Origin of the sequence: Bacillus sp. CD3-5 (genome assembly GCF_006349665.1) — a bacterium.
Classification (GTDB): domain Bacteria; phylum Bacillota; class Bacilli; order Bacillales; family Bacillaceae_G; genus Bacillus_A; species Bacillus_A paranthracis.
Genome location: NZ_VEPX01000007.1, coordinates 201193 through 214422, shown reverse-complemented (window position 1 = coordinate 214422; position 13230 = coordinate 201193). Strand labels below are relative to the sequence as shown.

Genomic DNA, 13230 nt, shown 5'->3' with positions numbered 1-13230 from the left:
TACACTATAGCTGTTCAGTGAGAGGAAGTGAGCGCATGAAACAGACGAAACAAAAAGTAATCGATGCGGCAATATCGTTGTTTAACACGAAAGGGTATGATGGAACGTCGGTGCGAGACATTGCAAAGCGAGCGGATGTGAATGTAGCGAATATTTCATATTATTTTGCTGGAAAGCAGGGCCTATTAGAGCAGCTTATTACTAATTTTTTAGAAGGGTATATTCATGTGATTGAAACATCCTTTGAACAGAGGGAGTATTTGTCGGCTAAAGATGTAATGGTGCAAATGGTGCGCGGGATTTTACGATATCAATTTGAAAATAGGGAGCTGACACGTTTCTTTTACCGAGAGCTGTCGCTTGATACGACATTAATTCGCGAAGTGATGACCGTTTATTTTTCTAAAGAAAGATATTATATAGAGCAAGTGATTAGACAGGGACAAATGAAACAAGAGTTTAAGAAGGTATCTTTTACAATGTTTATGACGCAATTAAAAGGCATGATGAATATGCCGTTTTTATATCCGCAATATATATCAGAAGTGCTGCATTCTTTTCCATCTGAGACCTTTTTCTTAGAAATGTACACGAAAGAAATTGAACAATGGATAGAACAAACATTATGTATAACGAATATGTATTATGAATGGCCAAGAGCTGTTCATATGTGAGAAATCCCCACCTAACGAACGGAGGTGGGGATTTTTGTGCTTTCTTTTCTTTGCCATAAATTGTTGCATAATAGCGCGATAATTGTTAATGAGGCTCCAGCAACTTCAATTTTGTCGACTGTATAACCTCGAAAGATGGAGCCGGTAAGTGCAAGCACAGGAACTAAATTCATAAATAATATGCCGTTAATAGATGAAATATAGCGATTTCCTGCGTTCCAGCAAAATACTGCGATAACGCCTGCAATAATAGACATATATAAGAGTTCAAAACGAACGTTCATAATTGTCGATAGTGAAGGTACAGTAACGACGTTTGTATAAGTTAAAAAAGTGACGATAGTGATGAGTGAAATTGAGCCAAATAAACAAGTTAGCGTCGTATACCTAAGTGGCGACCAAGATTGAAAACTAGCACCACCGTTTGTATAAATGACCCAGCAAGTAACGCCGCACAGCATAAGCATATTTGTTGAGAGGTGACTGGCAGCTCCAAATAATAAGTGAATATTTCCTTTTGAAATGACAAGCATAACACCGATAAGTGCAACGAACATACAAAGGAAAGTGTAGTTTTGTGGACGTTTGTTTTTTGTTAGCCACTGCAATAATAAAGCGATGAGTGGCATAAGAGACTGAATCATCGCGGCATGGATGGCTCCAGACGGTCCGGCAAGTTGTTGTCCGTAGAAAACGAGAAAACCATATCCTGCGAAACCGACTGTTCCGTAAAAGAGTAACGAAAGTGTTTTCTTTTCTAAGCGGAGTGACTTTGTCCCTTCGGTAAGTAATAGCAGAATAAGAAAAATAATAGCTGCTGATCCATAGCGAATCGTTGTGAAGAAGAACGGATCGATAAACTGTAAGGCGTTTGCCATGACAGGAAACATAAATCCCCAAGCCGTTACGGCAAGTAAGCATAGGAGGGATCCGAGTAGCATTTGTTTTTTGTTCAAGAGTATCTTTCCCCTTTACATTTCGTTATAGTAAGTTGATGAAATAAGTATAAAGAGTAATTGTTTATAGGAGGAAATATCGATTTCTTATAACGGTTATAACTTTTTGTTAGAGGTGTGTACGATGGATTTGGAGGCAGTACGATCGTTTATTGAAGTGAAAAATACGCGAAGTTTATCAAAGGCGAGTAAAATTTTACATATTTCTCAGCCGGCGCTTAGTAAACAAATTCAAAGGTTAGAAGCGGATTTAGAGGTTACTTTATTAAAACGTTCCGCGCAAGGAGTCGAATTAACAAGTGCTGGAGAGTTATTCATAACAAGAATGTTACCGATTTTGGGACACATACATGAAGTGAAAGCCGAAATGAAGAAGTTTCAAGAGAAGAGGAACATTTCTATAGGGATATTGCCAAGTTTAGCAGCACATTACATAGCAAAATGTAAAGATATATTAGGTGACGGGTTCGAAATAGAATGGAAAATTGAGCATACGAAAGTACTGATAGGACTTTTTAAAGAACGGAAGATTGAAGCGATGTTCATCGATTCAGTAGTAGAAGGTGCTACGTGTATAAAAGAAATACGAGAAGAAAAAATTGTGTGTGTCGTTTCAAATGATCATCTTTATAAAGAGAAAACAGTAATTCGAATGGAAGATTTGCAAAATGAAAAGTTAATCGTATACCCAGAAATCTGCGATGTAAGGAAAATGATTACGAATCTGTTTCAAGGGATAGGTGCGAAACCGATTATTGCATTTGAAACTTCTTATGCAGAACCGATGCTTGCGATGGTCAGTGCTGGACTTGGCATCACGTTACTTCCAGAAATATTAGTAGAGCAAGCGGTAAGGCAAGGAAATGTGCATGCGATTTCTATTGAACCGCCACTTGTACGTAAAATATATTTCGCATCTCATATGGAAGAAGGCCCTTTGCTGCATTCATTTGATGAGGAGAGGTAATCCAAACGGAATATTGAGAAAGATTACAATTGCATTGAAAGAAACATGAAATTTTAAAAAAAACTAGGTCAAAAACAAACCATTACATGGTATGATTAGTACATTGTTAGTTGTTAAATATAGGGGAATTCCCTTTTTATACATAATGCCTTCCATTTCATAAACGGAACGGACAAAAAAAGAGATATAACTAGGAGGCTTTTTTGCATGGATTCTATCCTGACGATCGTTATCATTGTAGTAAGCTCTATTCTAGTGCTGCTCATGATAGAGCTTGTGATAAGAAATCGTTCATATAAAGATATTGAAGCACTTGAGCAGTGGAAACAAGAGATAAAAGATAAACCTGTGGCAGATGAACTAAAACGGGTGAAAGATTTAAATATGACGGGTCAAACAGAAGAACTGTTTGGTAAATGGCGTGAAGAATGGGATGAAATTGTATCAACAACTATTCCGAAAGCTGAAAAAGATTTAGCGCAAGCGCGAAAATTCGCCTCGCAATTCTCCTTCCGAAAAGCAAAGCATGCGATGAATGAATCCATAAGTGGTTTAGATGACGCTGATAATCGTATTACAGACATTTTAAATGAATTACAGCAATTGTTAGAAAGCCATGAAAAAAATAGCTCGGAAATTGAAGGGTTACGTGATACATATCGTAGTATGAAGAAGAGTGTTCTTGCTCATAGACATATGTATGGAGCAGCAGAGCAGAAAATCGAAGAGATGCTAGACGCTGAATCTGAGAAATTTAAAACCTTTGAAGAAGCAACAAATAATGGTGACTATTTAAAAGCGAGAGAAATTGTTATTAGTTTGGAAGAAGGTTTAGCAGATTTAGAAATCATTATTCACCAAATTCCAGATTTATTGGTGGAGTGTCAAGCGACGTTACCGGTTCAGCTGGAAGATTTATTACACGGACATAATGATATGGTAAGACAAGGTTATGTATTAGAGTATTTGGAAATCCCTAAAGAAGTTCGCGATATGAAGAAACAACTACAAATATGTTTAATGGATATACAGGAGCTTCACATAACAGAAGCGGCTGAAAAAGTAGAAAACTTAAAAACAAGTTTAGATAGCTTCTATGATCAACTAGAACAAGAAGTACATGCGAGACATTATGTGGAGCAAAAAACACTTTCTGTTTATGAAGACTTAGAAGAAATTCGCATTGAAACGATTGAAACAAAAGCAGAAACACAGCTTGTGAAACAAAGTTATCAGTTACAAGATAAAGACATTGAGTCTCAAAAAGTAATTGAAAAGCAAATGCACATTTTAATGAAACGTTTTGAAATGCTGCAATTACGCGTTGCGGAACAAGATATTGCCTTCTCTATTATTCGTGAGGAACTAGAAGAGATTTATGAGCAATGTGAAACATTAAAAGTACTTCATGCAGAATATAAAGAAATGCTGCAAACGATGCGTAAAGAAGAATTTGAAGCGCGTGAGAAGTTACAAGAAATGCGAAATACTATTTTCGAAACGAAACGCTTTATGCAAAAGTCGAATTTGCCAGGGCTTCCAGAGAGCATTATGGAAGATTTAAAAAGAGGACAAATGGCAATGCAAGCTGTATATGAGCAATTAGAAGTGAAGCCGTTAAATATGAATGCTGTAAATAGCAGTTTAGAAGAAGCTTACAAAACTGTTAATGGTGTAGCTGAAATGACAGAAGAGTTAATTGGACAAGCGTATTTAGTTGAAAAATTAATTCAATATGGTAATCGTTACCGCAGTCATGATGAAAACCTTGCAGAGAGCTTAAATTACGCGGAGAAATTATTCCGTGAATATCAATACGATGCTGCTTTAGAACAAGCGGCTTCTGTACTAGAGCAACTTGAGCCTGGCGTTGTTCAAAAAATAGCTGAATATGTAGACAATGAACAAACCCTTTCATAAGGGTTTGTTTTTTTGTGTAATTTTGCAGGCGATGTTGCTATAATGAAGAGCGGAATACAGTAAGGTTATTCGTTTTAAAATATAACGGAACCTTTGAGTAGTCTTAGCGTAATGACACGTATTTGTGATATGATTATATGATGTGACAGCGCTGAAAGGGGAAGAACGATGATCTATTTTGATAATAGTGCGACGACAAAGCCATATCCAGAAGCTCTTCAATCGTACGTAACGGTTGCGGGGAAATATTTTGGGAATCCTTCTTCTATTCATTCGCTTGGAGGAGAGGCAGAGCGTCTATTAACACAATCAAGAACAATTGCAGCGCAGCTTCTTCATGTTAAACCTTCTGAAATTATTTTCACATCAGGTGGAACGGAAGGGAATAACCTTGCGATTAAAGGGATAGCGATGAGGAATCGTTCGCGCGGTAAACATATCATTACAACAAATATTGAACACGCGTCTGTGTTTGAAGCATATAAACAATTAGAAGATCTCGGTTTTGATGTAACATATTTACCGGTTAATGAGCATGGTGTTGTATCGGTAGAGGATGTAAAACGAGCGCTTCGTGAAGATACGATTCTTGTGTCAATTATTCACGTGAACAACGAGACTGGAGCAATTCAGCCTGTTGCTGAAATTGGAACGTTATTATCGAATTATCCGAAAATAAGATTCCATGTGGACCATGTACAAGGGATAGGAAAAGTACCGCTTAATTTATACGCTTCTCATATTGATCTTTGCTCAATATCTGGACATAAATTCCACAGTGTAAAAGGGACGGGTCTTCTTTATGTACGTGATGGCGTAAGATTAGATCCGATTTTATCAGGTGGTCAACAAGAGCTGAAGTACCGCTCTGGTACAGAAAACTTACCTGGCATTGTAGCGATGGTGAAAGCACTTCGCATGACGATGGAACAAGTGAAAGAAAAGGTAGCTCATTTGCAAAGCTTACAAGCAGAGCTTGTTCGTTTCTTTAAAGAGATGGAAGACGTAACGATCAATACGTCGCTTGCACACGCAGCGCCGCACATTTTAAATGTATCATTTGTAGGTTTAAAACCAGAAGTGGTCGTTCATGCTTTAGAAGAACACGGTGTATATGTATCAACGAAATCTGCTTGCTCTTCAAAAGCAAATGAAGTGAGCAGAGTGTTAGTGTCAATGGGAGTACCGCATGCGGCGGCTGCAAGTGCTATTCGCATTAGTTTGGCCCCAGAAAACACGATGGAAGAAGTAAAGCAATTTGAAGGTATTGTGAAAGAAACAATGCCAAAATTATATGAAGTGATGAGGTAAAGGAATATGATGACATATGAATATATTTTAGTTCGTTATGGAGAAATGACGACTAAAGGAAAGAACCGTTCTAAATTTGTAAGCACATTAAAAGATAACGTGAAGTTCAAACTGAAAAAATTCCCAAATATTAAAATCGATGCAACGCATGATCGTATGTACATCCAATTAAATGGTGAAGATCATGAAGCGGTATCAGAAAGATTAAAAGATGTATTCGGTATTCATAAGTTTAACTTAGCGATGAAAGTACCATCAGAATTAGAAGATATTAAAAAAGGTGCATTAGCAGCTTTCTTACAAGTAAAAGGCGATGTGAAAACATTTAAAATTACTGTACACCGTTCTTATAAGCATTTCCCAATGAGAACGATGGAATTATTACCTGAGATTGGTGGACACATTCTAGAAAATACAGAAGATATTACTGTAGATGTTCATAATCCAGATGTAAATGTACGTGTAGAAATTCGCAGTGGTTATAGCTACATTATGTGCGATGAGCGTATGGGAGCTGGCGGTTTACCAGTTGGCGTTGGCGGAAAAGTAATGGTACTTCTTTCTGGCGGTATTGATAGCCCAGTAGCAGCGTACTTAACGATGAAACGCGGCGTATCTGTGGAAGCAGTTCACTTCCATAGCCCACCTTTCACAAGTGAGCGCGCAAAACAAAAAGTAATCGATTTAGCACAAGAGTTAACGAAATACTGTAAACGTGTAACACTTCACCTTGTTCCATTTACAGAAGTGCAAAAAACGATTAATAAAGAAATCCCATCTAGCTATTCAATGACAGTTATGCGCCGTATGATGATGCGTATTACAGAGCGTATCGCAGAGGAGCGTAACGCACTAGCAATCACGACTGGTGAAAGTCTTGGACAAGTAGCAAGTCAAACGTTAGATAGTATGCATACGATTAACGAAGTAACAAACTATCCAGTTATTCGTCCGCTTATTACGATGGATAAATTAGAAATTATTAAAATCGCTGAAGAAATCGGCACATATGATATTTCAATTCGTCCGTACGAAGATTGCTGTACAGTATTCACACCAGCAAGCCCAGCGACGAAGCCGAAGCGTGAAAAAGCGAATCGTTTTGAAGCGAAATACGATTTCACACCATTAATCGATGAAGCTGTAGCGAACAAAGAAACAGTGGTATTACAAACGGTAGAAGTAGTGGCGGAAGAAGAAAAATTCGAAGAACTTTTCTAAAACCATAAATTACCATATCTAAAACGTGTATGAAGTCATGTTATTTATCACACTCTATACTCACAAGGAGGTGATATAACATGTCACGTAGCACAAATAAATTAGCGGTTCCTGGTGCTGAATCAGCATTAGACCAAATGAAATACGAAATCGCTCAAGAGTTTGGTGTTCAACTTGGAGCTGATGCAACAGCTCGCGCTAACGGTTCTGTTGGTGGTGAAATCACTAAACGTCTAGTTTCACTAGCTGAGCAACAATTAGGCGGTTTCCAAAAATAATCCCATATAAGATGGCTTAGAAAGAGCGGGTTCTCCCGCTCTTTCTTTTTTGTGTTGTGTCACTATTTGTCGGCAAGACGATATCCTTTGTCGAAACGTCGATATAGTTAATTTTTCGTTGATATATTCTAAGTTGTGTTCGATATATGTGAAAAATCGTTCATATAATTTCATTTACCAATTCGACAGAACTGAAAAATTTGTCAAAAGAAGAGGGTTCAAAATTGACAGAAAATTCTTTATTATATAAGGGAGGCATAAAGAAAAAGGAGGATGTTTATGAAGAGAGAGGAATTGTTGGCACCACCGTCTTATAATTTAGTTTCTGAAATAGAGAAATATACAGGTGATAAAGAGAAGCTTGCTTTAATTTGGCAAGATGATAAAGGGAATCGACGAGAAGTTACATACGCTGAGTTAATGAAAGGTGCAAATAAAATTGGAAACGCTTTTATAAAGAGTGGTCTGCAAAAAGGGGACAAGCTCCTCATTATGATGCCGCGTTTAATTGAAGCATACATGACGTATATCGCTGCGATTAAAGCAGGATTTGTCGTAATTCCGAGTTCGGAAATGTTACGCAAAAAGGATATTGAATACCGCATTGGACACGGGGAAGTAAAAGCAATCGTAAGTTATGAGCCTTACATTGGACAATTTGATGATATAGAAGCGATGGAATCTCTTCAAAAATTCGTTCTGAGCGAGCAGTCAGTAGATGGATGGATGAATTTAAAAACAGCGTTAGAAACAGAAAGTGACATGTTAGAGATGGCAAAGACAGATAAAGAAGATATGGTCTTTTTATCGTATACGTCAGGAACGACAGGAAATCCAAAAGGTGTTGTTCATACGCATGCGTGGGCATATGCTCACTTACGTACGAGCGCTCCAAATTGGCTCGGAATTGAAGAGAATGATGTTGTATGGGCAACGGCTAGTCCAGGATGGCAAAAGTGGATTTGGAGCCCGTTTTTAGCAACTCTAGGCTCGGGGGCAACAGGGTTTGTATACCACGGTAAGTTTGAACCAAAAACGTATTTAAATTTATTAGACGATAATAAGGTGAATGTGCTTTGTTGTACGCCAACTGAGTATAGATTAATGGCAAAGGTAGAAAATTTAAGCGAGTACAATTTAGAAGCGTTACATAGCGCTGTATCAGCAGGTGAGCCGTTAAATAGAGAAGTCATTGAAACGTTCCAAAAGCACTTTCATATTACAGTGAGAGACGGCTATGGGCAAACGGAAAACACATTGCTTGTTGGTGTAATGAAAGGGATGGATATTAGACCAGGATCAATGGGGAAACCGACGCCAGGCAACCACGTTGATATTGTAGATGAGGAAGGGATGCCGGTAAGGGTAGGCGAAGTTGGTGATATTGCGGTTCACATTGAAACACCAGCCCTCTTTAAACAATATTATAAAGATGATGAGCGCACAGCGATGCAATTCCGCGGTGATTATTATATTACTGGCGATAAAGCGAAGAAAGATGAAGACGGCTATTTCTGGTTTGAAGGGCGCGGTGATGATATTATTATTAGCTCTGGTTATACAATCGGGCCGTTTGAAGTAGAAGATGCGCTCGTAAAGCACCCTTACGTGAGAGAATGTGCGGTTGTCGCAAGTCCTGATGAAATTCGCGGAAGTGTCGTGAAGGCATTTATCGTATTAAGAGAGAATATAGAAAAGAACGAAGAAACATTAATTCCAATACTCCAACAACACGTCAAAGAACTTACTGCACCATATAAATACCCTCGCAAAATTGAATTTGTAGATGAACTACCAAAAACGATTTCTGGAAAAATCCGCCGTATTGAACTTAGAAAACAAGAGATGGAGATTCCGTCAAAATAAATTTGAAAACAGTGAAGGAAATAGTTGAATGAAATGGCAAACAATGATAATATAAAAAACGAACACAAGTTCGATTTTATAAATTAAAAAAAGAGGTGTCCGTATGATTTTAGGTATTAATCCGTACTTAGTTTTAGATGGTAGTGGGCAAGAAGCTGTACAGTTTTATAAAGAGGCGTTAGATGCAAAAGTGGAAGTCATGCAAACTTTTGGTGATATGCCTGAAAATCCAGAATACCCGGTTCCAGCTGAAGCGAAAGAACGCGTTTTACACGCTACTTTAAAAGTTGGTAATACGGATCTTATGATTTCTGATACATTCCCAGGTCAAGGGCATGCAATTGGATCTCAAGTAACAATCGCAATTCAAATTAGTAACGCGGAAAAAGCGAAAGAAGTATTCGATAAGTTACAAGAAGGTGGCGAAGTTATTATGCCCCTTCAAGAAACGTTCTGGAGCCCAGCATACGGACAACTAAAAGATAAATTTAGCATTGAATGGCAAATTACAACGTCTACTACTGAACAAAAGTAATTTTTGGAAAAGCACCATTTTTAATCGAAATGGTGCTTTTTTTATACGAATGAATTTCGTAGACTTAAGGAAAAAGGGGATGAGTATATGGGGGAAATTTGGTATGGCGGCACCATTTACACGATGAGAGAAGAAAACGAGAAAGTGGGTGCTGTTTACGTTGAAAATGGCAAGATTGTTGATATAGGGGAGAAACGAGCGTTAGAAGATCGATATGTTACGGAGAAGCTGCACGATTTAGAAGGCAAAACGATGATTCCAGGTCTCGTTGATAGTCATATGCATCTTATTGGGCATGGAGAGAGGTTACTTCGTCTAGATTTATCAAATTGTACATCTTACAGTGAAGTGCTGACTCTTGTTCGGAAACGAGTAGAAGAAGCACCAAAAGGTTCTTGGATTATTGGAGAAGGCTGGAATGAAAATAATTTTACAGATACAAAGCAAGTTCATGTACGTGATTTAGATGAAATTTCGAAAGAACATCCCATTTTATTAAAGCGAGTTTGTCGTCACGTTACATGGGTGAATTCATACATATTGCAAGAAGCGAACATAACAGAAATGACGCAAGACCCAAAAGGCGGGAAAATTGGCCGTGATTCATCAAATATGTTAACAGGGCTTTTATATGAACAAGGACAAGATTTAATTAAACATGTGCAGCCTGAAATTGATGAAGCTTATTTACAAAGCGCTTTGCAAACAGCGATTAAAGATTGCTGGCAATATGGTCTCGTTGGTGGGCATACGGAAGATTTAAATTATTACGGTGGTTTTAGAAAAACGCACAATGCGTTTTCTCATGTCATAAAGGAAATGCCATTTAAAGCACATTTACTCGTTCACCATGAAGTAGCACAGGAACGAAAAGAATATGAAAATGAGCATTATATTGAATTTGGTGCGATGAAAATTTTTTCTGACGGTTCTTTTGGCGGAAGAACAGCTTTATTAAGTGAACCGTATGAAGATGCGCAGGAAACAAATGGAGTTGCAATCTTCTCGCGCAAAGAGCTTGCGGAGTTAGTGAAGAAAGCACGAGACTTACATATGCCAGTTGCGATTCATACAATCGGTGATTTATCTCTTGAATATGTCATTGATGCACTTGAATTATATCCACCAGCAAAAGGATTACGCGACCGCATTATTCATTGTCAGCTCGCTCGTGAAGAGTTGATTGAGAGAATGAAATATTTGCCGGCTATTATCGATATTCAGCCCGTCTTTCTGTCATCGGACTTCCCGTCAGTCATTGAAAAACTAGGCGAGCATCGTCTCCGTTATGCATACGCGTGGAAAACGTTACTAGAAGCAGGGTTACACTGCAACGGTGGTTCTGACGCACCCATTGAACAAGTAAATCCGTTTCTAGGTATATATAGCGCTGTTACACGTAGAAGTTTTATTGACGGTTTATGTTATATGCCAGAAGAAAGATTAACGGTATATGAGGCTGTTTCTTTATTTACAACAGGAAGTGCCTATGCGATTGGAAAAGAAGCGAAGCGAGGGCAAATTACAAAAGGATATGAAGCAGACTTTACGATATTAGACCGCGATATTTTTGAAATAGAGGCAGAAGAAATAAAAGAAGTACAGGCAGAAATGACCGTAATAGATGGCCGAGTCGTCTATAGAAAAGATGCGTAAAAATATATCAGCGATTATTGAAATATATCGACCGTAACTCGAAATATATCAGCGATTATTAAAATATATCGACTTATCGACAAAAACTGACAAGAATATCGGCCGGATAGCGAGAGGTTGTTGCTCGCGCCAATCGGGGTAAATAAATAACCGTAGAATTATGGGCCACCATAATTCTACGGTTATTTTAATACTATAAAAACGTTCTCTGTACTTTTTCCCAGAAAGAGTTGTTTTTTAATTTAACTGTTTTAATTTGTTTATCGCTTAAGCGTACAACAGCTTTTTCCACTTGTTTAATGCTAAGCGCTTCGTTATCCATGCCGATAACAGGATAATCGTTACCGTCTGGTCTTAGTTTTAAAGTTAATGTACGTTCGTGATTTAAAATGAACGGTGAACCAAGTGTACGATATGTGTTGTTATTTAAAGATGCCAATTCACTTACTTGGAAGCAAGGGATAAGCGGATCAACAACTGCACCACGTAACGATTTATTGTAAGCTGTACTTCCTGTTGGGGTAGAAACAACTAAACCGTCACCTCTAAAAGTTTCGAAATATAAATCATCAACGTGAACATCTACAACGAACGTTTTAATAATGCTAGAACGTAATGAGAACTCATTTAAACAATGGAAAGATGTGCTACCATCTACATCTACCTCAATTGTTGGATATTTTCGCACTTCAATTTCATTTTTTGTAATTTCTTGAAGGGCTGTATCAACGTGATCAATATGGAAATCGCAGTAGAATGAAATTTCATCTTTCGTAGAAATCCCTGCGTATAAGCAATCTTCCCTAAAACCAGTTTTACGAACGGCTTGTAAGAAAGTTGCATCATCTCCAACACTGACGATAGCGTTTGCATTTTTTGGATGATCTAATATGGTGAATCCATTCTCTTCTAAAATACGATAGATTGGTTTCATTTTTTCAACGAGCTTTGCTTTGTCATCACCATAAAAGAAAAATAAATTGCGACGATCTGCCATTATGTATCCCTCCACTGCAGTTAAATTTTCTATGCTTCGTGCTACATATCATTAGAGTCCGTTCCCTGACGATATGTTCAAATAATATATTTCGATATAAATTGTCAAAATACCTTTTTATTTTTAGAAAAATTTTTATATTCAATCTTATAAAACTCTGTTTAATGATGAATAAAGTTGTCGATAATGGGTACGGAGTGAAAGGATGATACGTATGAAGTGGCTCATAATTGGAATAATAATTCTTCTCCTTTTTATTTTGTTTATACTATTGTCGAAAATAAAGCTTAAAGTGACATTTTTATATTCAGAAATGGAAAAGCAATGTTTGCTTCAAGTGAAAATATGGATGATCCGATATACATTTGATGTGTTGGAAAGAATTGAAAAACAGCAGAAGAAAACAGGACAAAAAATCGAAAAAGCTGAAGAGGACGGCGGAATTGATAATAAAATTATGGCACAACTTGATAGTATGGGGGAACTGATAAAAAAGCTGCAAGAAGTTCATACTATCGTTAAAGATTTTCTCAAACGAGTGAAAATCAATGGTTGGAAATGGCATACGCAAATTGGAGCAGGCGACGCAGCTAGTACTGGAATTGTCACCGGATATGCATGGGGGACAAAAGGGATGGCTGCTGGAGTTGTAGGACAATATATGCATATTGTCGACGTACCAGAATTTGAAATTACTCCTGTTTTTCAAGGGAAAGGATTTGCATCAAGATGTGAGTTAACAGCATCTTTTCGTATATTCCGTACTATAAAAACAGCGGTGAAATTACTCGTGTTTATGAGAAGACAAAGATCTGGTACGACAGAAAAATCTGTTCAAGCATAGGGGGG

At 37.7% G+C, this 13230-nt stretch carries 12 protein-coding genes; 10 read left to right on the top strand and 2 right to left on the bottom strand.

Annotated elements, in window-relative coordinates; all coding sequences use genetic code 11:
- Window positions 1-35: 35 nt before the first annotated feature.
- Window positions 36-674 (top strand): forespore capture DNA-binding protein RefZ, encoded by a 639-nt coding sequence (refZ, locus tag FH036_RS16035; RefSeq protein ID WP_139895985.1) that lies wholly within the window; start codon window positions 36-38, stop codon window positions 672-674.
- A gap of 11 nt (window positions 675-685) precedes the next feature.
- Here refZ and FH036_RS16030 read toward each other — a convergent pair whose 3' ends face one another.
- Entirely contained in the window at window positions 686-1630 is a 945-nt protein-coding gene (locus FH036_RS16030) for a DMT family transporter (RefSeq protein ID WP_138320982.1), read from the bottom strand.
- Between the two features lie 124 nt (window positions 1631-1754).
- On the opposite strand from FH036_RS16030, the gene FH036_RS16025 reads away from it, so the two are divergent.
- From FH036_RS16025 to FH036_RS15990, 8 genes are all read left to right on the top strand, one after another.
- Complete coding sequence (locus FH036_RS16025) at window positions 1755-2597, top strand: LysR family transcriptional regulator (RefSeq protein ID WP_139895984.1); 843 nt, start codon at window positions 1755-1757, stop codon at window positions 2595-2597.
- A gap of 207 nt (window positions 2598-2804) precedes the next feature.
- The gene (gene ezrA / locus FH036_RS16020; protein WP_000377295.1) at window positions 2805-4517 is read left to right on the top strand and encodes a septation ring formation regulator EzrA; all 1713 of its coding nucleotides are present in this window, start codon (window positions 2805-2807) and stop codon (window positions 4515-4517) included.
- A 168-nt stretch (window positions 4518-4685) separates the two neighbouring features.
- Complete coding sequence (locus FH036_RS16015) at window positions 4686-5828, top strand: cysteine desulfurase family protein (RefSeq protein ID WP_138320984.1); 1143 nt, start codon at window positions 4686-4688, stop codon at window positions 5826-5828.
- Window positions 5829-5834: 6 nt separating this feature from the next.
- Window positions 5835-7049: a tRNA uracil 4-sulfurtransferase ThiI gene (gene thiI / locus FH036_RS16010; RefSeq protein WP_000989284.1), complete on the top strand. Its 1215-nt coding sequence runs from the start codon at window positions 5835-5837 to the stop codon at window positions 7047-7049.
- An 80-nt stretch (window positions 7050-7129) separates the two neighbouring features.
- Window positions 7130-7327, top strand: coding sequence for an alpha/beta-type small acid-soluble spore protein (locus tag FH036_RS16005; RefSeq protein WP_000091639.1), 198 nt, complete (start codon window positions 7130-7132; stop codon window positions 7325-7327).
- 279 nt (window positions 7328-7606) lie between these two features.
- Window positions 7607-9193 (top strand): acyl-CoA synthetase MbcS, encoded by a 1587-nt coding sequence (gene mbcS, locus FH036_RS16000; protein WP_044790649.1) that lies wholly within the window; start codon window positions 7607-7609, stop codon window positions 9191-9193.
- A gap of 103 nt (window positions 9194-9296) precedes the next feature.
- Entirely contained in the window at window positions 9297-9728 is a 432-nt protein-coding gene (locus FH036_RS15995; protein ID WP_070806953.1) for a VOC family protein, read from the top strand.
- Window positions 9729-9815: 87 nt separating this feature from the next.
- Entirely contained in the window at window positions 9816-11384 is a 1569-nt protein-coding gene (locus tag FH036_RS15990) for an amidohydrolase (RefSeq protein ID WP_139895983.1), read from the top strand.
- A gap of 193 nt (window positions 11385-11577) precedes the next feature.
- Here FH036_RS15990 and FH036_RS15985 read toward each other — a convergent pair whose 3' ends face one another.
- Window positions 11578-12381 (bottom strand): NAD kinase, encoded by an 804-nt coding sequence (locus FH036_RS15985; RefSeq protein ID WP_000785168.1) that lies wholly within the window; start codon window positions 12379-12381, stop codon window positions 11578-11580.
- 205 nt (window positions 12382-12586) lie between these two features.
- Here FH036_RS15985 and FH036_RS15980 point away from each other — a divergent pair, with 205 nt between their 5' ends.
- Window positions 12587-13225 carry a DUF2953 domain-containing protein gene (locus FH036_RS15980; protein ID WP_041184147.1) on the top strand — a complete coding sequence of 213 codons (639 nt, stop codon included), beginning with the start codon at window positions 12587-12589 and terminating at the stop codon, window positions 13223-13225.
- Window positions 13226-13230 lie beyond the last annotated feature (5 nt).

Bases quoted from the DNA above. Each gene is read 5' to 3' on its own strand.
- refZ (WP_139895985.1), top strand. From the start codon at position 36: ATGAAACAGACGAAACAAAAAGTAATCGATGCGGCAATATCGTTGTTT.
- FH036_RS16025 (WP_139895984.1), top strand. From the start codon at position 1,755: ATGGATTTGGAGGCAGTACGATCGTTTATTGAAGTGAAAAATACGCGA.
- ezrA (WP_000377295.1), top strand. From the start codon at position 2,805: ATGGATTCTATCCTGACGATCGTTATCATTGTAGTAAGCTCTATTCTA.
- FH036_RS16015 (WP_138320984.1), top strand. From the start codon at position 4,686: ATGATCTATTTTGATAATAGTGCGACGACAAAGCCATATCCAGAAGCT.
- thiI (WP_000989284.1), top strand. From the start codon at position 5,835: ATGATGACATATGAATATATTTTAGTTCGTTATGGAGAAATGACGACT.
- FH036_RS16005 (WP_000091639.1), top strand. From the start codon at position 7,130: ATGTCACGTAGCACAAATAAATTAGCGGTTCCTGGTGCTGAATCAGCA.
- mbcS (WP_044790649.1), top strand. From the start codon at position 7,607: ATGAAGAGAGAGGAATTGTTGGCACCACCGTCTTATAATTTAGTTTCT.
- FH036_RS15995 (WP_070806953.1), top strand. From the start codon at position 9,297: ATGATTTTAGGTATTAATCCGTACTTAGTTTTAGATGGTAGTGGGCAA.
- FH036_RS15990 (WP_139895983.1), top strand. From the start codon at position 9,816: ATGGGGGAAATTTGGTATGGCGGCACCATTTACACGATGAGAGAAGAA.
- FH036_RS15985 (WP_000785168.1), bottom strand. From the start codon at position 12,381: ATGGCAGATCGTCGCAATTTATTTTTCTTTTATGGTGATGACAAAGCA.
- FH036_RS15980 (WP_041184147.1), top strand. From the start codon at position 12,587: ATGATACGTATGAAGTGGCTCATAATTGGAATAATAATTCTTCTCCTT.